Annotated in this window: 17 protein-coding genes; 7 read left to right on the plus strand and 10 right to left on the minus strand. The window is 60.1% G+C overall.

The genetic code is table 11. The features are described 5' to 3' along the window. Positions 1-3 precede the first annotated feature (3 nt). The 3 genes from ACMXYI_RS00115 to ACMXYI_RS00125 all read left to right on the plus strand — a co-directional run bounded on the left by ACMXYI_RS00115 (position 4) and on the right by ACMXYI_RS00125 (position 3,124). Positions 4-1,170, plus strand: coding sequence for an MFS transporter (locus ACMXYI_RS00115; RefSeq protein WP_008152916.1), 1,167 nt, complete (start codon positions 4-6; stop codon positions 1,168-1,170). A 23-nt stretch (positions 1,171-1,193) separates the two neighbouring features. Continuing rightward, on the plus strand, positions 1,194-2,243 hold the full coding sequence (locus ACMXYI_RS00120) for an alkene reductase (RefSeq protein ID WP_415770946.1): 1,050 nt from the start codon (positions 1,194-1,196) through the stop codon (positions 2,241-2,243). A 221-nt stretch (positions 2,244-2,464) separates the two neighbouring features. Further along, positions 2,465-3,124, plus strand: coding sequence for a hypothetical protein (locus ACMXYI_RS00125; RefSeq protein ID WP_415770947.1), 660 nt, complete (start codon positions 2,465-2,467; stop codon positions 3,122-3,124). Between the two features lie 262 nt (positions 3,125-3,386). Here the strand turns inward: ACMXYI_RS00125 and emhR are convergent, their stop codons facing one another. Then, a complete protein-coding gene (gene emhR / locus ACMXYI_RS00130; RefSeq protein ID WP_415770949.1) occupies positions 3,387-4,019 on the minus strand; it encodes an efflux system transcriptional repressor EmhR in 633 nt (210 codons plus the stop codon). A gap of 265 nt (positions 4,020-4,284) precedes the next feature. Between emhR and emhA the strand changes: the two genes are divergently transcribed. The 4 genes from emhA to ACMXYI_RS00150 all read left to right on the plus strand — a co-directional run bounded on the left by emhA (position 4,285) and on the right by ACMXYI_RS00150 (position 11,767). Next, positions 4,285-5,442: an efflux RND transporter periplasmic adaptor subunit EmhA gene (gene emhA, locus ACMXYI_RS00135; RefSeq protein ID WP_415770951.1), complete on the plus strand. Its 1,158-nt coding sequence runs from the start codon at positions 4,285-4,287 to the stop codon at positions 5,440-5,442. 3 nt (positions 5,443-5,445) lie between these two features. Further along, on the plus strand, positions 5,446-8,607 hold the full coding sequence (gene emhB / locus ACMXYI_RS00140) for an efflux RND transporter permease subunit EmhB (protein WP_415770953.1): 3,162 nt from the start codon (positions 5,446-5,448) through the stop codon (positions 8,605-8,607). Next, on the plus strand, positions 8,607-10,067 hold the full coding sequence (gene emhC, locus ACMXYI_RS00145; RefSeq protein WP_415770954.1) for an efflux RND transporter outer membrane subunit EmhC: 1,461 nt from the start codon (positions 8,607-8,609) through the stop codon (positions 10,065-10,067). Before emhB ends, emhC begins: the two co-directional genes overlap by 1 nt. A 440-nt stretch (positions 10,068-10,507) precedes the next feature. Further along, the gene (locus ACMXYI_RS00150; protein WP_415770956.1) at positions 10,508-11,767 is read left to right on the plus strand and encodes an OprD family porin; all 1,260 of its coding nucleotides are present in this window, start codon (positions 10,508-10,510) and stop codon (positions 11,765-11,767) included. A gap of 131 nt (positions 11,768-11,898) precedes the next feature. Here ACMXYI_RS00150 and pcaC read toward each other — a convergent pair whose 3' ends face one another. The 9 genes from pcaC to ACMXYI_RS00195 form a co-directional block, all read right to left on the minus strand. Continuing rightward, on the minus strand, positions 11,899-12,291 hold the full coding sequence (gene pcaC / locus ACMXYI_RS00155) for a 4-carboxymuconolactone decarboxylase (protein WP_008147336.1): 393 nt from the start codon (positions 12,289-12,291) through the stop codon (positions 11,899-11,901). A gap of 10 nt (positions 12,292-12,301) precedes the next feature. Continuing rightward, a complete protein-coding gene (gene pcaD, locus ACMXYI_RS00160) occupies positions 12,302-13,093 on the minus strand; it encodes a 3-oxoadipate enol-lactonase (RefSeq protein ID WP_415770958.1) in 792 nt (263 codons plus the stop codon). Positions 13,094-13,104: 11 nt separating this feature from the next. Then, positions 13,105-14,469, minus strand: coding sequence for a 3-carboxy-cis,cis-muconate cycloisomerase (locus ACMXYI_RS00165; protein ID WP_415770960.1), 1,365 nt, complete (start codon positions 14,467-14,469; stop codon positions 13,105-13,107). A gap of 45 nt (positions 14,470-14,514) precedes the next feature. Further along, entirely contained in the window at positions 14,515-15,819 is a 1,305-nt protein-coding gene (locus ACMXYI_RS00170) for an MFS family transporter (RefSeq protein ID WP_415770962.1), read from the minus strand. 191 nt (positions 15,820-16,010) lie between these two features. Continuing rightward, a complete protein-coding gene (pcaG, locus tag ACMXYI_RS00175; protein ID WP_415770963.1) occupies positions 16,011-16,577 on the minus strand; it encodes a protocatechuate 3,4-dioxygenase subunit alpha in 567 nt (188 codons plus the stop codon). A 1-nt stretch (position 16,578) separates the two neighbouring features. Then, positions 16,579-17,283 carry a protocatechuate 3,4-dioxygenase subunit beta gene (pcaH, locus tag ACMXYI_RS00180; protein WP_415770964.1) on the minus strand — a complete coding sequence of 235 codons (705 nt, stop codon included), beginning with the start codon at positions 17,281-17,283 and terminating at the stop codon, positions 16,579-16,581. Between the two features lie 36 nt (positions 17,284-17,319). After that, a complete protein-coding gene (gene pcaF / locus ACMXYI_RS00185) occupies positions 17,320-18,525 on the minus strand; it encodes a 3-oxoadipyl-CoA thiolase (protein WP_415774004.1) in 1,206 nt (401 codons plus the stop codon). Continuing rightward, on the minus strand, positions 18,522-19,301 hold the full coding sequence (locus ACMXYI_RS00190) for a CoA-transferase subunit beta (protein ID WP_415770966.1): 780 nt from the start codon (positions 19,299-19,301) through the stop codon (positions 18,522-18,524). The genes pcaF and ACMXYI_RS00190 overlap by 4 nt, the downstream gene beginning before the upstream one ends. After that, positions 19,301-20,158: a CoA transferase subunit A gene (locus ACMXYI_RS00195; protein WP_007947285.1), complete on the minus strand. Its 858-nt coding sequence runs from the start codon at positions 20,156-20,158 to the stop codon at positions 19,301-19,303. The genes ACMXYI_RS00190 and ACMXYI_RS00195 overlap by 1 nt, the downstream gene beginning before the upstream one ends. Positions 20,159-20,241 lie beyond the last annotated feature (83 nt).

Raw genomic sequence — 20,241 nt, forward strand, 5'->3', positions numbered from 1 at the left:
ACAATGCCCCTCTCGCTTCTCATTCTGGCCTTGAGCGCCTTCGCCATCGGCACCACCGAGTTCGTCATCATGGGCTTGCTGCCCGATGTGGCGGCCGACCTCGGTGTGTCTATCCCCGGCGCCGGCTGGCTGGTGACCGGTTACGCCCTCGGCGTGGCCATTGGTGCGCCGTTCATGGCACTGGCCACCTCTCGATTGCCGCGCAAGGCCGCGCTGGTAGCGTTGATGGGGATTTTCATCGTCGGCAACCTGCTCTGTGCAATGGCCACCGACTACAACGTGCTGATGTTTGCCCGTGTGGTTACCGCCCTTTGCCACGGTGCGTTCTTCGGCATTGGTTCGGTGGTGGCGGCAGGTCTGGTGCCTGCGAACAAACGAGCTTCGGCCGTGGCCCTGATGTTCACCGGCCTGACCCTGGCCAACGTGCTCGGCGTTCCACTGGGCACCGCGCTCGGTCAGGAAGCCGGCTGGCGTTCGACCTTCTGGGCGGTGACCGTGATTGGTGTGATCGCGTTGATCGGCCTGATCCGCTTCCTGCCAGCCAAGCGCGATGAAGAGAAACTCGACATGCGCGCCGAACTGCGCGCCCTCAAAGGCGCCGGGATCTGGCTGTCGTTGAGCATGACCGCGTTGTTCGCGGCTTCCGTATTCACCCTGTTCACCTACGTCGCCCCGCTGCTCGGCGATGTCACTGGCGTCTCGCCCAAAGGCGTGACCTGGACCCTGATGCTCATCGGCCTGGGCCTGACGGTCGGCAACATCATCGGCGGCAAGCTGGCTGACAAAGGCATGGCCGCAACGTTGATCGGCGTCTTTATCTCGATGGCCGTGATCTCGACCGTACTGACCTGGACCAGCGTTGCGCTGATTCCGACCGAAATCACCCTGTTCCTCTGGGCCACCGCGTGCTTTGCCGCCGTGCCCGCCCTGCAAGTGAACGTCGTGACCTACGGCAAGGCCGCACCGAACCTGGTGTCGACCTTGAACATCGGCGCTTTCAATATCGGCAACGCACTGGGTGCCTGGGTCGGTGGCAGCGTTATCGCCCACGGTTTCGGCCTGACCAGCGTTCCTCTCGCGGCAGCCGCACTGGCGGTACTCGCCCTGCTGGTGACCCTGATTACTTTCCGTCAGAGCGGTAATCCCGAACTGGCTCCTGCGACTAACTGATACCTCACGAGGGTTGTACTGAAATGACGACTATTTTCGATCCGATCAAACTGGGCGACCTCGAGTTGGCCAACCGCATCATCATGGCGCCGCTGACCCGCTGCCGCGCCGACGAAGGCCGCGTACCAAACGCGCTGATGGCCGAGTACTACGTACAACGCGCCTCGGCCGGCCTGATCCTCAGCGAGGCCACTTCGGTCACGCCGATGGGCGTCGGCTACCCGGACACCCCGGGCATTTGGTCCAACGATCAAGTGCGTGGCTGGGCCAACGTCACCAAGGCTATCCACGGCGCGGGCGGCAAGATTTTCCTGCAACTGTGGCACGTCGGCCGGGTTTCCCACGAGTCGTACCTGAATGGCGAGGTGCCGGTCGCACCGAGCGCCATCCAGCAAAAAGGTCACGTCAGCCTGGTTCGCCCACTGGCCGACTACCCTACCCCGCGCGCCCTGGAAACCGCTGAAATCGCCGACATCGTCGACGCCTACCGCGTCGGGGCCGAGAACGCCAAGGCGGCCGGTTTCGACGGCGTGGAAATCCACGGTGCCAACGGTTACCTGCTCGACCAGTTCCTGCAAAGCAGCACCAATCAGCGCACCGACCACTACGGCGGCTCCCTGGAAAACCGTGCGCGCCTGCTGCTGGAAGTGACCGACGCCGCAATCGAAGTCTGGGGCGCTGGCCGCGTCGGTGTGCACCTGGCACCGCGCGCCGACTCCCATGACATGGGCGACGACAACCTGGCCGAGACCTTCACTTACGTCGCTCGCGAACTGGGCAAACGTGGTATTGCGTTCATCTGCTCCCGCGAGAAAGAAGATAGCGACAGCCTGGGTCCACAATTGAAAGAGGCGTTCGGCGGCCCGTACATCGTCAACGAACGCTTCACCAAAGACAGCGCCAACGCCTGGCTGGCCAGCGGCAAGGCTGATGCGGTCGCCTTCGGTGTGCCGTTCATTGCCAACCCGGACCTGCCGGCACGTTTGAAGGCCGATGCGCCGTTGAATGAGCCACGTCCTGAGCTGTTTTATTCCAAGGGCGCGGTCGGCTACATCGACTACCCGGTGTTGTAAGGTTCAACCTCTGAAGTGCAAAGCCCCGATTCGAAAGAGCCGGGGCTTTTTTATTTAAACAACTTCATCACTGAACACAACAACTTAACAAACACATTAAGACACCATCTCCACCTTTTAACACTCACCACTAACAGAGACAATCAGCTCTCAACAAACAGCAAACTACTTGCTGCGACATAAAGTCAAATACAACACTAACCTTATCGAAAGGAATCGAAATGAACACTATTGAAAACACTGATTACACAATCAGTGATCTCTCCGACGATCTGCTATCGTACTTTAACTCTACCTCTATCGGAGTTCTTTTCCAGCTTTCGCCCTACCTGTTCAGCGAGGAAAACCGGGCCATGCTGGAGGATATGGTAGGCAAGGCCAAAGTAGAATTGGCTGATTTGATGGAAAATGCCAAGGCCGAGCGCGAGATGAACCAAGCGATCGAACGATGGAAGAATCAGAAGAAAGATCCAAAAACTACACGTGTGATTGTCAAAATCATTAATAACACGCCCCACGAATTTGAAATGGCTCAGACCAGTTTGCCACTCGACAAATCAGAGCGTGAATCGTTCTACATTCCTCCTCAAGGACAAACAGCGTTTAAAGCCGATTTCAATTACAACTACGCCTACCCCTGGCCTAAAAACAAAATCATGTTCAATCAGTTCATAGACTTCATCGATCAGAATGTCGGGGTCCGCTTTGATCTAGGTTTGATAATGAATACTTCCTTTGGCCTTCTTACGCCAACACTCAAGCCGAGGGTAAAAAACTCCATCAATTCAATTGGCTCATCCAAGATCAATTGCTCAACCAAAATCACCAACATGAGTGATGAGGCGCCCTTCAACTTCGAGGTGGAAATCACCTTGGGCTGATGGAGGCTGACAACACTGGCCGATAGGGGCTGATTCAGTCCGGGGTTTTGCAGCGCGAGCGCTAACCCCATGCGACTGAATCAGTAACCCGGCTCACGCTCATCGCACCCGCGACACAAAATTCATACAAAATACGTAGCTCGCTACCTGTCAACCTGACGCGCCTCCGTATATAAAAGCACCCCATTACAATGACACGAGCAAAGAAATGATCTTTCGCTCGTGTCTATTGTCACCACCGGATCCAATTACGCATTTTGTTTCATTTGCGCAGGCTTGGGCTCAAGCGCAGCATATCCAACCCTGTATCGGCCCAACGCTCGGCGTCGATGTGCAGTTCAAAGCTGTCGGGCGCCAACAGCCACTGATACAGGATGCCGTCGATGTACGCATGCAGGCTGATGGCTGCGCGGGCCGTATCGAGATTTTCCGGTAACTGCCCCCGATTGACCGCATTACTCAGCGCCAGGGCAATTCGCACATTGCAATCAAGGCTGACCTCTCGGCGCTGCTGACGCAGGTCACACATTTCATCGGTGAATTCGCACTTATGAAACAGAATCTCATTGATGCGTCGGGTTTTCGGATCCAGGGCAACTTGATGAAACAAATGAATCAGCAGCTTGCGCATGCAGCCGAGGGGGTTGAGTTCATCTTCGCTTTCACTGGCCTTGGCCATTTCATCCAGCGGCTCTTTCAGGGTATCAAGCATGGCCTGCACCAAGTCCGCCTTGTTGCTGAAATGCCAGTAGATGGCGCCGCGCGTGACCCCGGCCAGGGTAGCGATATCCGCCAGTGTCGTGCGCGCCACGCCCCTTTCGTAAAAGGCTTTTTCTGCCGCTTCCAGTATCTGGCTGCGGGTTTCTTGAGCTTCCTCTTTGGTACGACGGACCATGACAGTACAACCTCAATCAGGATGCTTCAGCGATGTCTGAACATCAGCTGAATAAAAGTGGGGCGAGCGTTCTTGGGCGTCGTCCCCGGCCTACAATTCGAACCCTTGAACGGCTTTTGTAACGGTGTGGATACGCGGCCAAGGTATTTACAAACAACCATGAACGTAAGTATATTCCTTAGCAAGCTACTTATCCACTCAGCGCACATTTTTTACCTTTCCACATTTCGAGTGCGCAATTTGCGCGCCTGACCCGAGGATTTTCATGCAATTCAAGCCAGCTGTTACCGCTCTGGTCACCGCCCTCGCCTTGGCATCGCTGCTCAGCGGATGCAAAAAGGAAGAGGCGGCACCTGCCGCACCACCCCCTCAGGTCGGCGTCGTTACTCTGCAACCTCAAGCCTTCACCCTGACCTCCGAGCTTCCGGGCCGTACCAGCGCATACCGCATCGCCGAAGTTCGCCCTCAGGTTAACGGCATCATTCTCAAGCGCCTGTTCAAGGAAGGCGGCGACGTCAAGGCCGGCCAGCAGCTGTATCAGATCGATCCGGCGGTTTATGAAGCCACCCTGAAAAGTGCCGAAGCCAACCTGCAACAGACCAAATCGATCTCCGACCGCTACAAGCAACTGGTCAGCGAACAGGCTGTGAGCCGTCAGGAATACGACACGGCCCTGGCCAACCGGTTGCAATCGGAAGCCGCCCTGCAAAGCGCCCAGATCAATGTGCGTTACACCAAGGTTTACGCGCCACTCTCCGGCCGCATCGGCCGCTCGACCGTGACCGAAGGCGCGCTGGTCACCAGCGGCCAGGTCGACGCGATGGCGGTGATTCAGCAACTGGACCCAATCTACGTCGACGTCACCCAGTCTTCGGTAGAGCTGCTGGAACTGCGCCGCGAACTGGAAAGCGGTCGTCTGCAAAAATCTGGCGACAACGCGGCCAAGGTCATGCTGACCCTCGAAGACGGCAGCCAGTACAAACAGGAAGGCAAGCTCGAGTTCTCCGAAGTCTCGGTGGACCAGACCACCGGTTCCGTGACCTTGCGTGCGGTATTCCCGAACCCTGACCACACCCTGCTGCCAGGCATGTTTGTACACGCCCAATTGCAGGCCGGTGTGAACAGCGCGGCGATCCTCGCGCCGCAACAAGGCGTGACCCGTGATCTCAAAGGCACCCCGACCGCGCTGGTCGTCGGTCCGGACAACAAGGTCGAACTGCGTCAGCTCAAGGCCAGTCGCACTGTCGGCAGCCAGTGGCTGATCGAAGACGGTCTGAAGGCCGGCGATCGACTGATCACCGAAGGGCTGCAATACGTCAAACCTGGCGTTGAAGTAAAAGCCACTGAAGCGACTAACGTTGGCGCAAAGAACCCGGCCCCCGTACAGGCAGCTAACAAGGCTTCCAGCGGCAAAGGGGAGTAAACCATGTCCAGATTTTTTATCGACCGTCCGATTTTCGCCTGGGTAATTGCCCTGGTGATCATGCTGGTCGGGGCACTATCGATCCTCAAACTCCCGATCAACCAATACCCGAGCATTGCGCCTCCGGCCATTGCGATCCAGGTGACCTACCCGGGCGCGTCCGCACAAACCGTGCAGGACACCGTGGTGCAGGTGATCGAGCAACAGCTCAACGGTATCGATAACCTGCGTTATGTCTCGTCGGAAAGTAACTCCGACGGCAGCATGACCATTACCGCGACCTTCGAGCAGGGCACCAACTCCGATACCGCGCAGGTTCAGGTCCAGAACAAGCTGAACCTGGCCACCCCGCTTCTGCCGCAAGAAGTGCAGCAACAGGGTATCCGCGTGACCAAGGCAGTGAAAAACTTCCTGATGGTGATCGGCGTGGTGTCGCGCGACGGCAGCATGACCAAGGACGACCTGTCCAACTACATCGTGTCGAACATGCAGGATCCGATCTCGCGGACCGCCGGTGTCGGTGACTTCCAGGTCTTCGGTGCGCAGTACGCAATGCGGATCTGGCTCGACCCGGCCAAGTTGAACAACTTCAACCTGACCCCGGTGGACGTGAAAACCGCCATCGCCGCACAGAACGTCCAGGTGTCGTCCGGTCAACTCGGTGGTTTGCCTGCCGTTGCAGGCCAACAGCTGAACGCGACGATCATCGGCAAGACCCGTCTGCAGACCGCTGAGCAATTCAAGGCGATCCTGCTCAAGGTCAACAAGGACGGTTCGCAAGTGCGTGTCGGCGACGTGGCGGATGTCGGTCTGGGCGGTGAAAACTACTCGATCAGCGCCCAGTTCAACGGCAGCCCGGCCTCCGGTCTGGCGGTGAAACTGGCCAACGGTGCCAACGCCCTCGACACGGCAAAAGCCCTGCGCAAAACCATCGAAACCCTCAAGCCGTTCTTCCCGGAAGGGATGGAAGTGGTGTTCCCGTACGACACCACGCCAGTGGTGACCGAGTCGATCAAGGGCGTGGTTGAAACCCTGGTCGAAGCGATCGTGCTGGTGTTCCTGGTGATGTTCCTGTTCCTGCAAAACTTCCGCGCCACCGTCATCACCACGATGACCGTGCCAGTCGTATTGCTGGGTACCTTCGGGATCCTCGCAGCGTTCGGTTTCAGCATCAACACCCTGACCATGTTCGGCATGGTGCTGGCCATCGGCTTGCTGGTGGACGACGCCATCGTCGTGGTGGAAAACGTCGAACGGGTCATGAGCGAAGAAGGCCTGTCACCCAAGGAGGCCACCAAGAAATCCATGGGGCAGATCCAGGGTGCACTGGTCGGTATTGCCCTGGTGCTGTCGGCGGTACTGCTGCCGATGGCGTTCTTCAGCGGTTCCACCGGTGTGATCTACAAACAGTTCTCGATCACCATCGTCTCGGCCATGGCCCTGTCGGTACTGGTCGCGCTGATCTTCACCCCGGCGCTCTGCGCGACCATGCTCAAGGCGATTCCGAAAGGCGAGCACGGCACACCGAAACGCGGCTTCTTCGGCTGGTTCAACCGCAATTTCGACCGTGGCGTCAAAAGCTACGAGCGTGGCGTGGGCAACATGCTCGCGAACAAGGCCCCGTACTTGCTGGCCTACCTCATCATCCTGGTCGGCATGATCTGGCTGTTCACCCGCATCCCGACCGCGTTCCTGCCGGAAGAAGACCAGGGCGTATTGTTTGCCCAGGTGCAAACCCCGGCCGGTTCCAGTGCCCAGCGCACGCAAGTGGTCGTGGATGAAATGCGTGAATTCCTGCTGCGTCCGAGCAAGGACGGTGGTGAAGGCGACGCGGTGGCCTCGGTGTTTACCGTGACCGGCTTCAACTTCGCCGGCCGTGGCCAGAGCTCGGGTATGGCGTTCATCATGCTCAAACCGTGGGACCAACGTAACGCCGAAAACAGCGTGTTCAAACTCGCGGCCCGAGCCCAGCAGCACTTCTTCACCTTCCGTGACGCCATGGTGTTTGCCTTCGCACCGCCAGCGGTACTGGAACTGGGTAACGCCACCGGTTTCGACGTGTTCCTGCAAGACCGCGCCGGTATCGGTCACGACAAGCTGATGGAAGCGCGTAACCAGTTCCTCGGCATGGCGGCGCAAAGCAAGATTCTGTCGCAAGTGCGCCCCAACGGCCTGAACGACGAACCGCAATACCAGCTGGAAATCGATGACGAGAAGGCCAGTGCCCTGGGCATCACCCTCACCGACATCAACAACACCCTGTCGATTGCCCTGGGCAGTAGCTACGTCAACGACTTCATCGACCGCGGTCGGGTGAAGAAGGTGTACGTGCAAGGCGAGCCGGGCGCGCGCATGAGTCCTGAAGACGTCAAGAAATGGTATGTGCGCAACAGCGCCGGCACCATGGTTCCGTTCTCGGCGTTCGCCAAGGGTGAGTGGATTTACGGCGCACCGAAGCTGTCGCGTTACAACGGCGTCGAAGCGATGGAAATCCTCGGTGCCCCGGCGCCCGGTTATTCCACCGGTGAAGCCATGCTCGAAGTCGAAGCCCTGGCCAAGAAACTGCCGGCCGGTGTCGGTATTTCCTGGACAGGTCTGTCCTACGAGGAACGGTTGTCCGGTTCGCAAGCGCCAGCGTTGTACGCCCTGTCGCTGCTGATGGTGTTCCTGTGTCTGGCGGCGCTGTACGAAAGCTGGTCGATCCCGATCGCGGTGATGTTGGTGGTACCGCTGGGGATCATCGGTGCGCTGATGGCGACCAGCCTGCGCGGTCTGTCCAACGACGTGTATTTCCAGGTGGGCCTGTTGACGACCATTGGTCTGGCGGCGAAAAACGCCATTTTGATTGTCGAATTTGCCAAGGAACTGCATGAACAAGGGCGTAGCCTGCGCGATGCCGCGGTCGAAGCCTGCCGGATGCGTTTGCGACCGATCATCATGACGTCGCTCGCTTTCGTCCTCGGTGTGGTACCACTGGCAATTTCCACGGGTGCAGGTTCGGGTAGCCAACATGCGATCGGTACCGGGGTGATTGGCGGTATGCTCACGGCCACGATCCTGGCGATCTTCTGGGTCCCACTGTTTTTCGTCACCGTGTCGGCCATGGGGCAGCGCAAAACCGCTGACCAGGACGACGCTATTGAACCTTCTAAAGAGGCTGGCTAATGAGCAAGTCGCTACTCTCCCTGGCTGTTGCCGCTTTCGTGCTCGGCGGCTGCTCGCTGATTCCCGATTATCAGCAGCCTGAAGCACCGGTGGCGGGCCAATACCCGCAAGGTCCGGCGTATTCGTCGGCCCAGGCGCCTGCCCAGGCTGCCGCTGAACAGGGTTGGAAGCAGTTTTTCCATGACCCGGCGTTGCAACAGCTGATCCAGGTCGCCCTGGAAAACAACCGTGACCTGCGTGTCGCGGCGCTGAACATCGACGCCTTCGCGGCTCAATACCGCATCCAGCGTGCCGATCTGTTCCCGGCCGTGTCGGCCAACGGCACCGGCAGCCGTCAGCGGGTCCCGGCTCGGGCCTCGCAGACCGGCGAAGCGGGTATCACCAGTTCCTACTCGGCCACGGTCGGCATCAGCGCCTATGAACTCGACCTGTTCGGTCGGGTTCGCAGCCTGAGCGAAGAAGCGCTGCAGAAGTACTTCGCCACTGAAGAAGCGCGCCGCAGCACCCAGATCAGCCTGGTGGCCAGTGTGGCCAACGCCTATCTGACCTGGCAGGCCGACAAGGAACTGCTGAAACTGACCCAGGACACCCTGGGTGCGTTCGAGGAGAGCTACAAGCTCACCGCCCGCAGCAACGAAGTGGGTGTCGCCTCGGCGCTGGACCTGGCCCAGTCGCGTACCTCGGTGGAAAACGCCCGCGCGCAAAGGGCCAAGTACACCCGTCAAGTCGCCCAGGATGAAAATAGCCTGGTGTTGCTGCTCGGCACGGGCGTCCCGGCCAATCTGCAAGCGGCCAAGCCATTGGCTGACGACCTGCTGAGCGACGTGCCGGCCGGTCTGCCATCGGACTTGCTGCAACGTCGTCCAGACATCCTCCAGGCCGAATACGACCTGAAAGCGGCCAACGCCAACATCGGCGCGGCGCGGGCTGCGTTCTTCCCGAGCATCAGCCTGACGGCCAACGCCGGGACCCTGAGCCCGGACCTGTCCGGTCTGTTCAAGGGCGGTTCGGGCACCTGGTTGTTCCAGCCGCAGATCAACCTGCCGATCTTCAATGCCGGCAGCCTGCGCGCCAGCCTGGATTATTCAAAAATCCAGAAAGACATCGGCGTGGCGAACTACGAGAAGTCCATTCAAACGGCCTTCCAGGAAGTCGCTGATGGCCTGGCCGCCCGCCAGACCTACACCGATCAGTTGCAGGCCCAGCGTGATTTCGTCACCGCGAACCAGGACTACTACCGTCTGGCCGAGCGTCGTTACCGCATTGGTGTCGACAGCAACCTGACCTTCCTCGATGCCCAGCGCCAGCTGTTCAGTGCTGAACAGGTGCTGATCACCGACCGTCTGGCGCAACTGGTCAGTGCCGTCAATCTGTACAAGGCACTGGGCGGTGGCTGGAACGAGCAGACCGCGAAGAACGAGCCGTTGAAAGAAGAAGCGCCGAAGCTGAAGTTGTTCTGATAGCGCTGTAAAACAAGAAGCCCACCGATTGGTGGGCTTTTTGTTGTCTGCTGGAAAATTGTGGCGCCAGGACTGGCCTCATCGCGAGCAAGCTCGCTCCCACATTGGTCCATTCTGTGTGCAGGCGATTTGTGACAAACACAATCCCCTGTGGGAGCGAGCTTGCTCGCGATGAGGCCCGAACAGACAACTCAAATCCCCAGCCAATCTTACGTTCGATAATCGCCCAAAACCCGCTTTCGCCAATTGAATCGCCCCGCCCATCCCCCGCACCATTCGTCGCACAAGACCAATAACAACAGGTTCGACACCATGCCCCCGCGCCCTGCCCTCTCCGGCTGATCCCGTTCGTCTTTGTCCTGATTTCAAATTTTTGTCTGCAACCCCCAAGTTGCGGCAGCACCCCGTTTCACGCCTAAAAACTAGAGAGACCCGAGCACATGACACCTTCCAATACTCAATACTGGTTCCCCAGCCTCCTCGCCGTTGCACTGGCCAGTACGGCTCTGCCCGCCATGGCCGAGGAGTCAGGCTTTGTCGAAGGTGCCAAGGTCAACCTGAACCTGCGCAACTTCTACATCAACCGCAACTTCACCAACCCGACCAAAACCCAGGGCAAGGCAGAAGAGTGGACACAAAGCTTCATCCTCGACGCCAAGTCCGGGTTCACTCAAGGCACCGTCGGGTTCGGCATGGATGTGCTGGGCCTGTACTCGGTGAAACTCGATGGCGGTAAAGGCACAGGCGGCACACAGTTGCTGCCACTGGATCACGACGGTCGCCCGGCGGACAACTTCGGGCGCACCAACGTGGCGTTCAAGGCCAAGCTGTCGCAGACCGAAGTGAAGGTCGGCGAATGGATGCCAGTGCTGCCGATCCTGCGTTCGGACGACGGTCGTTCCTTGCCGCAAACGTTCCGTGGCGGCCAGATCACCTCGAAGGAAATTGACGGCCTGACGCTCTACGGCGGCCAGTTCCGCGCCAACAGTCCGCGCGACGACAGCAACATGAGCGACATGTCGATGACCGGCAAACCGGCGTTCACCTCCGACCGTTTCAACTTCCAGGGCGGCGAATACGTCTTCAACGAGAAGCGCACCCAGATCGGTTTGTGGAACGCCGAACTCAAGGACATCTACAGCCAGCAGTACGTGAATCTGATCCACAGCCAGCCCATCGGCGACTGGACCCTGGGTGCCAACCTCGGTTTCTTCTACGGCAAGGATGACGGCAGCGCCCGGGCCGGCGAGCTGGACAACAAGACCTGGTCAGGCCTGTTCTCGGCCAAATACGGTGGCAACACCTTTTATGTCGGCCTGCAAAAACTCACCGGCGACAACGCCTGGATGCGGGTCAACGGCACCAGCGGCGGAACCCTGGCCAACGACAGTTACAACGCCAGTTATGACAACGCTCAGGAAAAATCCTGGCAGGTACGGCATGACTACAACTTCGTCGCCCTCGGCATTCCCGGCCTGACCCTGATGAATCGCTACATCAGCGGCGACAACGTCCACACCGGCACCATCACTGATGGTAAGGAATGGGGCCGCGAAAGCGAATTGGGTTACACCGTGCAGAGCGGCGCGCTCAAAAACTTCAACGTCAAATGGCGCAACTCGACCATTCGCCGTGACTTCAGCAATAACGAGTTCGATGAAAACCGGTTGATCGTCAGCTATCCGATCAGTTTGTTGTAAGGCGATTGATCGTTCCCATGCTCTGCGTGGGAATGCAGCCCGGGACGCTCCGCGTCCCATCAAGAGCCGAACGCGGAGCGTCCGGTGAGGCATTCCCACGCAGAGCGTGGGAACGATCAATCTCCCCGCAATTACTCCCGGGATTCGACTCCAAGCTCATCCCATACCGACTCGGCCAAATGGAACGTCGCATTCGCCGCTGGAATGCCGCAGTAGATCGCGCTCTGCATGATCACTTCCTTGATCTCGCCGCGGGTCACGCCGTTGTTGGCGGCGGCGCGCAGGTGCAGTTTGAGTTCTTCGTTGCGGTTCATACCGATCAGCATGGCAATCGTGATCAGGCTGCGGGTATGGCGCGGCAGCCCCGGACGGGTCCAGATGTCGCCCCAGGCATGGCGGGTGATCATTTCCTGAAACTCCGAGTTGAACTCGGTCAACGCGTTCAGGCTGCGGTCGACATGGGCATCGCCGAGTACCGCGCGGCGGACTTTCAGGCCTTCGTCGTAACGTTGTTTCTCGTCCACAACAATCCCCTTAATGAGCTGACAAAAACGTCACTACCCGGTCGCTGAATGCAACACCGGCCTGAACGTTGGACAGGTGCGCCGCATAGAACTCGGCGTACTCGGCGCCCTGCACGTGTTCCTGAATGAAGTGCCCGCCGGATGGCGGCGTGACCGCGTCTTCGGTGCCGGCGATGACCAGCAGCGGCACCTTGATCGAGGACAACTGATCGCGGAAATCGGCATCGCGTACGGCGGCACAGTTCGCGGCATATCCTTCAGGCGAGGTGGCGGCCAGCATGTCAGTAATCTTCTTCGCGGCAGCAGGATTGGCTTCCGCAAAAGCCGCGGTGAACCAGCGCGCAATCGACGCATCACGCAAGGCGACCATGGCGGCCGGACCGTCACGCAGCACGGTTTCAATGCGCGGGTTCCATACCGACGGATCACCGATTTTCGCCGCGGTGTTGCACACCACCAGTTTGTTCAGGCGATCACCCGCGTTGATCCCCAGCCACTGGCCAATCAAGCCGCCCATGGACAGACCGCAGAAATGCGCGCGTTCGATGTGCAACGCATCCAGCAGCGCCAGCACGTCATGGCCCAGTATCTCGATGCTGTACGGCCCCGGCGTGACCAGCGATTTGCCATGGCCACGGGTGTCGAATCGCAGCACCCGGAAATGCTCGGTGAACGCCGCAATCTGCGCGTCCCACATGTGCAGATCAGTGCCCAGCGAGTTGGACAGCACCAGCACCGGCGCATCAGCCGGGCCGTCAAGTTGGTAATGCAGTTCGCCCTCGGCGAGTTGTACGAAAGCCACAGCAATCTCCTTCAGGCAGTCAACGCAGAATGTTCAGCCACCGCTCGCTCGACCCAGGTATGGGCCTGACCGAGATAATGGGCGGGGTCCAGCAGACGATCGAGTTCAGCATCCGACAGTTCGGCAGTCACTTGCGGCTCGTCGCCGAGTACCGCTCGCAAATGACGTTGTTCAGCCACTGCGCGCTTGCAGCATTGCTCCAGCAAATGGTGCGCAGTGTCGCGCCCCACTCGTTGGGCGAGGACGATGCTCACCGCTTCGGCGAGCACCAGCCCTTGAGTCAGATCGAGGTTGCGGGCCATGCGCTCGGCGTCCACTTCCAGTCCATCCGCCACCAGCCGCGCCTGCTTCAGGCTGCCGGACACCAGGCAGCAAATCTCCGGCAGGGTTTCCCACTCGGCATGCCACAGGCCCAGGCTGCGCTCATGTTCTTGAGGCATGGCGCTGAACAGGGTCGAGAGCAAACCGGGTACGCGAGTCGCAGCGCCGATCAGTACCGCCGCGCCCACCGGGTTGCGTTTGTGCGGCATGGTCGAGGAACCGCCCTTGCCCGGCGCGGAAGGTTCGAACACTTCAGCGGCTTCGGTCTGCATCAACAGGCTGATGTCGCGGCCCAGTTTGCCGAGGCTGCCGGCGATCAATCCCAGTACCGAGCCGAACTCCACCAAGCGGTCTCGCTGGGTGTGCCAAGGTTGATCCGGCAGTGTCAGTTTCAATTCTTCAGCCAGCGCCTGGGCAACCGGCATCGCCTGCTCGCCGAGGGCCGCGAGGGTTCCGGAGGCGCCGCCGAATTGCAGCACCAGCAGTCGCGGCTTGAGTTCCCGCAGACGCTGACGGCTGCGAGTGACAGCGCCCAGCCAACCGGCGATTTTCATGCCGAGGGTGACGGGCGTCGCGTGCTGCAACCAGGTGCGCCCGGCCAGCGGTGTGGCGACGTAACGCTGGGCTTGGGTCGAGAGGGTTTCGCCCAGTTGCGCCAGATCGCTTTCGATCAGCTCCAGCGCGCCACGCAGTTGCAACACCAGACCGGTGTCCATCACGTCCTGGCTGGTAGCGCCCAGATGCACATAACGCTCGGCTTCGGCATGGTTGGCCGCGGTCTGTTTACCCAACGCCTTGACCAACGGAATTGCCGAATTGCCCGCCGTGGCAATCGCCTCGCCGAGAGCAGCGAAGTCGTAATGCCCGGCCTTACAGGCTGCTTCAATCGGCGCGACAGCCGTTTGCGGAATCAGCCCGACTCGCGCCTCAGCCCGGGCCAGTGCCGCTTCGAAATCAAGCATCGCTTGAACCCGACCCTGATCGCAGAACACCTCACGCATGTCGCGGGCAGTGAAATAGGCATCGAACAATTGATTGCCCGGTCGCTCGTTCATAAACAGTCCCTGGAGGCGTGGGCCGGTCGGGCCCACGGGTAAAGATCAAAGGTCGTTTTCCAAATACTTCGCTTGTTTCGGCAAGCGCAGGCTGAACAGGAACGCCACCGCCATCATCACCGTCACGTACCAGTAGAAGGAGTTTTCCATGCCCCCGGCTTTGAGGCTCAGAGCCACGTATTCCGCCGAACCGCCGAAGATTGCATTCGCCACCGCATACGCCAGGCCGACGCCCAATGCGCGCACTTCCGGCGGGAACATTTCGGCTTTTACCAGGCCACTGATGGAGGTGTAGAAACTGACAATCGCCAGCGCCACGGTAATCAGCACGAAGGCCAGGAACGGGCTGCTGACGCTTTTCAGGCTCAGCAGGATCGGCACGGTGAACAACGTTCCGAGGGCGCCAAACCACAGCATCGAGTTACGTCGGCCGATCTTGTCCGCGAGCATGCCGAACAACGGCTGCATGCACATATAAAGGAACAGCGCGCCGGTCATGATGTAGCTGGCGGTCTTGGCGTGCATGCCGGCGGTGTTCACCAGGTACTTCTGCATGTACGTGGTGAAGGTGTAGAAAATCAGCGAGCCACCGGCGGTGTAACCGAGCACGGTAATGAACGCAGCTTTGTGGTCGCGGAACAGCGCACGGATGCTGCCGGCGTCCTTGTTTTCGCGCATTTCCTTGGTGGTGGTTTCCTTGAGCGAACGGCGCAGGAACAGTGAAATCAGCGCCGCGGCCGCACCGACGACAAACGGAATCCGCCAGCCATAGGCACGCAAATCATCCTCAGTGAGGAACTGTTGCAGGATCACCACCAACGACACCGCCAGCAGTTGCCCACCGATCAGCGTCACGTACTGGAACGAGGCGAAGAAACCGCGCTGGCCCTTGAGGGCGACTTCGCTCATGTAGGTCGCGGTGGTGCCGTACTCACCGCCCACCGACAGGCCCTGGATCAAGCGGGCGACCAACAGCATGATCGGCGCCCAGACGCCGATGCTGTTGTAGGTCGGCAGGCAGGCGATGAGCAACGAACCGAAGCACATCATCAGAATCGAGATCAACATCGAATTCTTGCGCCCGTGCTTGTCCGCCACCCGGCCGAAGATCCAGCCGCCGATGGGCCGCATCAGGAACCCGGCGGCGAATACGCCAGCCGTATTCACAAGCTGCACAGTCGGGTTATCGGACGGGAAAAAGGCAGGGGCGAAATAGATCGCGCAGAAGGCGTAAACGTAGAAGTCGAACCATTCGACGAGGTTGCCGGACGAGGCGCCGACAATCGCGAAGATCCTTTTGCTGCGCTCTTCACCGGTGTATTGCGCTGTAGTAGCGGTGTTAGTTGTCATTGTTTTTTACTCAATGGGGACCGTGAGAGTCTAGACACACTTTGCAACAGTCCCGTTCCACACGAACATTTTCTGGCTGATCGTTCCCACGCTCTGCGTGGGAATGCCGCCATGGACGCTCCGCGTCCACTGTGACGCGGAGCGTCACGGGATGCGTTCCCACGCGGAGCGTGGGAACGATCAGGTTGGAGTCAGTAATCGAAGAACACCGTCTCGGTATCGGTGCCTTGCAGGATCACATTCCACTGGTACACACCGGACGCATCCTTCTTCGCCAGCAAGGTATTGCGACGTTCGGCCGGCACGCATTCCAGCAGCGGATCCGCCACGTTGGCCGGTTCGCCATCAAAGTAAATCCGCGTCAGCAAGTGCTTCACCAACCCGCGAGCAAACACCAGCACCACCAGATGCGGCGCCTGGGTCGTGCCTTTCAGGCCTTCCACCGTGCCCGGCTTGATCGTGGTGAAGCGGAAGCGCCCTTCTGCATCCACCGGCACCCGGCCAAAACCTTCGAAGTTCGGGTCCAGGGGTTTGTCCTGATCGTCTTCGGGGTGGTCATACTTGCCGGCGGCGTTGGCTTGCCAGACTTCCAGCATCGCGTCGTTGACGACGTCGCCGTTGCCATCGATGACTTGCCCGGTGATCGCCACGCGCTCGCCCAGGGTTTGTTCGACGGTCAGATCTTCGCGGTTCAGCCAGGTCAAACCGATGTGGTAATACGGCCCGACGGTGTGGGATGTGGTCGCGTTCAGCGTCATCTTATTTCTCCATCGGCGTGGCTTCGCGGCCGCGCAAGACGATGTCCCAGCGATAACCGAGGGCATAGGAAGGGATGGTTTTTTCCAGGTCGAAACTGGCGATCAAACGCTCTTTGGCGCTGATGTCCGGTACGCAGTTGTAGATCGGGTCATAGGCCAGCAACGGATCGCCCGGGAAATACATCTGCGTGACCAGGCGCGTCAGAATGCTCGGCCCGAACAGTGAGAAATGGATGTGCGCCGGGCGCCACGCGTTGTGGTGGTTGCCCCACGGATAGGCGCCGGGCTTGATGGTCTGGAACTGGTACCAGCCATCGGCGTCGGTCACGGTGCGGCCGGTGCCGGTGAAATTCGGGTCCAGCGGCGCATCGTGCAGGTCGCGATCATGGTTGTAGCGACCGGCAGCGTTGGCTTGCCAGATCTCCACCAGAATGCCCGGCACCGGCAAACCATCTTCATCCAGCACGCGGCCGTGGATGATGATGCGCTCGCCCAGTGGCTCGCCCTTGTGCTGGGCGGTCAGGTCGTGGTCCTTCTCCTGCACACGCTCGGCGCCGATAGCCGGACCGGTAATTTCCGACAGCGAATGGGGCAAAAACACCAACGGCTTGGACGGCGAGCGACGGTTGGTGGATTGATAGGCCGGGTGCAGGTATTCCGGCTGGGTGCCCTCTTGCGGGCGGCGGTAACCAGGCTTGTCAGTCATGAAGCATTCCTCAGTTCTTATTAGTCACGCAGCGCGTCAGACCCGTTCGATCGCCAAGGCCAGACCCTGGCCCACGCCGACGCACATGGTCGCCAGACCTTTCTTGCCACCGGTCTTTTCCAGCTGATGCAGCGCGGTCAGTACCAGGCGGGCTCCGCTCATGCCCAACGGATGGCCCAAAGCAATGGCGCCGCCGTTCGGGTTGACCTGGGCCGCGTCGTCCGCCAGCCCCAGTTCACGCAGCACCGCCAAACCCTGGCTGGCGAACGCTTCATTGAGTTCGATCACGTCGAAATCGCTGACAGCCAGACCGAGGCGCTCGGTCAATTTGCGCACCGCCGGCACCGGGCCGATGCCCATCACTCGTGGTGCGACACCGGCACTGGACATGCCCAGTACTTTGGCGCGAGCGGTCAGGCCGTGTTTTTTCACTGCCTCGGCCGACGCCAGGATCAACGCCGCCGCACCATCGTTCACACCCGAGGAGTTGCCCGCAGTGACGGTCTTGTCCGGACCATTGACCGGTTTGAGTTTGGCCAGGACTTCCAGCGAGGTGTCGCCGCGCGGATGCTCATCCTGGCTGACGACACTTTCACCCTTCTTGTGGGCAATGCGCACTTCAACGATTTCTTCGGCGAAAAATCCTGCGGCTTGCGCGGCGGCTGTCCGCTGCTGACTGCGCAGTGCGAAAGCGTCCTGATCCTCGCGGGACACTTCGTAATCGTCAGCCACGTTGTCGGCGGTCTGCGGCATCGCATCCACGCCGTATTGGGCTTTCATCAACGGATTGATAAAACGCCAGCCGATGGTGGTGTCTTCCAGCTTCATGTTGCGCGAGAACGCCGCATCGGCCTTGCCCATCACGAACGGGGCGCGGGACATCGACTCGACGCCGCCGGCAATCGCCAATTCCATCTCGCCACTGGCGATCGCCCGGAACGCGGTGCCGATGGCATCCATACCCGAGGCGCAGAGGCGATTGAGGGTCACGCCCGGAATGGTTTCCGGCAACCCCGCCAGCAACAGCGCCATACGCGCCACGTTGCGGTTGTCTTCGCCGGCCTGGTTGGCGCAACCGAGAAACACCTCGTCCACCGCGTTCCAGTCCACCGACGGGTTGCGCTCCATCAACGCCTTGATCGGCACGGCGGCCAGGTCGTCGGCGCGAACCGCCGACAGGCCACCGCCGAAACGGCCGATGGGGGTGCGAATTGCGTCGCAGATATAAACGTCACGCATCAGGCTTCTCCGGGGGCTTGGCCGTGGGCGGCTGCGGTGCGGGCTTCCAGATCCCTGAGTGCCGTCAGTTCAATGTCGGTCGGCTCGGCAGTGTTTTCAACGTGCTCGGCAAAACGAATCGCCCAACCGGTGGCGGCAGTCACCTGCTCCCGGGTCACTCCGGGGTGCAGCGCGGTGACCACGAATTCATGGGTATCCGCTTCCGGCTCCATGATGCACAGGTCGGTGATGATGCCGACCGGACCGGCGCCCGGTAGGCCGAGACGCTTGCGCGAATCACCGCCCTCGCCATGGCCGACCGAGGTTATGAAGTCGAGTTTGTCGACAAAGGAACGCGCCGACTGCTTGAGGATGATCAGCACGCTTTTCGCCGAGCCAGCGATCTCCGGCGCACCGCCGGCACCTGGCAGGCGGACTTTCGGCTGATGGTAGTCGCCCACCACGGTGGTGTTGATATTGCCGAAGCGGTCGACTTGCGCGGCGCCGAGGAAACCGACGTCGATGCGCCCGCCCTGCAACCAGTAGCGAAAAATCTCACCGGTCGGGACGACGGTGTCGGCGGTTTCCGCCAGTTCACCGTCACCGATCGACAGCGGCAGTACGCTCGGCTTGGCACCGATCGGACCCGATTCGTAGATAAGGACTACATCCGGCGAGGAAGTCAGACGCGCCAGGTTGGCGGCTTTCGACGGCAGGCCGATGCCGACGAAACACACCGAACCGTTTTTCAGACGGCGGGCAGCGGCGACGGTCATCATTTCATTGGTGGTGTAAGTCATTACTTGGCCTCCGAAGCAGCGGCCAGCTTGGCCTGGAACTCGCTGAAGTCAGCGCAGCCGTGGATGTACTCGTTGATCCACGCAGTGAAGGTTTCACGGTCGCGGGCAATCGGGTCCCAGGCCTGGTAGAAACGGTTATCGCGCTCGTTGTAGCCGTGAGCGTAGGACGGATGCGCACCACCTGGAACGTGGCAGACCGCGCTCAACGCCCACGTCGGCAGAACGCAGGAGTTCATCGGTGCATTGAGGTCGTCGACGATTTCCTCGACGGTAACGATGCAGCGTTTGGCCGCCAGTGCCGCCTCCTTTTGTACGCCGAGAATGCCCCACAGCAGCACGTTGCCTTTGCGGTCGGCTTTCTGCGCGTGAATCACGGTGATGTCCGGGCGCACCGAAGGCACGGCCGCCAATACTTCACCGGTGAATGGGCAGGTGACGGTTTTGATCAGCGGGTTGACCTTCGGCAGGTCGGAGCCGGCGTAGGCACGCAGCACCGCGAACGGTAGGCCGGAAGCGCCAGCGACGTAGGCATTGGCCAGGTCGGCGTGGCTGTGCTCTTCGATTTCCAGCGCGTGCGGCCACTGCTTCTCGACGGCGTCACGCAGGCGATGCAGCGAACCGACGCCTGGGTTTCCGCCCCAGGAGAAAATCAGCTTGCGAGCACAACCGGCACCGATCAACTGGTCGTAGATCAGGTCAGGCGTCATTCGCACCAGGGTCAGGTCTTTCTTGCCCTGGCGAATGATTTCGTGACCCGCCGCCGTAGGGATCAGGTGAGTGAAGCCTTCGAGCGCGACCGTATCGCCGTCGTTAACGAATTGCTTCACCGCGTCGTGCAGCGAAAGGATTTCAGCCATGGGGCAGGCTCCCGTTTTGTGATGAACCGACAGTGGAAGAAAAAGGCGCGATGCGCAGCGCCGGAATGACTGAAGAGTAAGCC

The organism is Pseudomonas lyxosi (assembly GCF_047758685.1).
Lineage (GTDB): Bacteria > Pseudomonadota > Gammaproteobacteria > Pseudomonadales > Pseudomonadaceae > Aquipseudomonas > Aquipseudomonas lyxosi.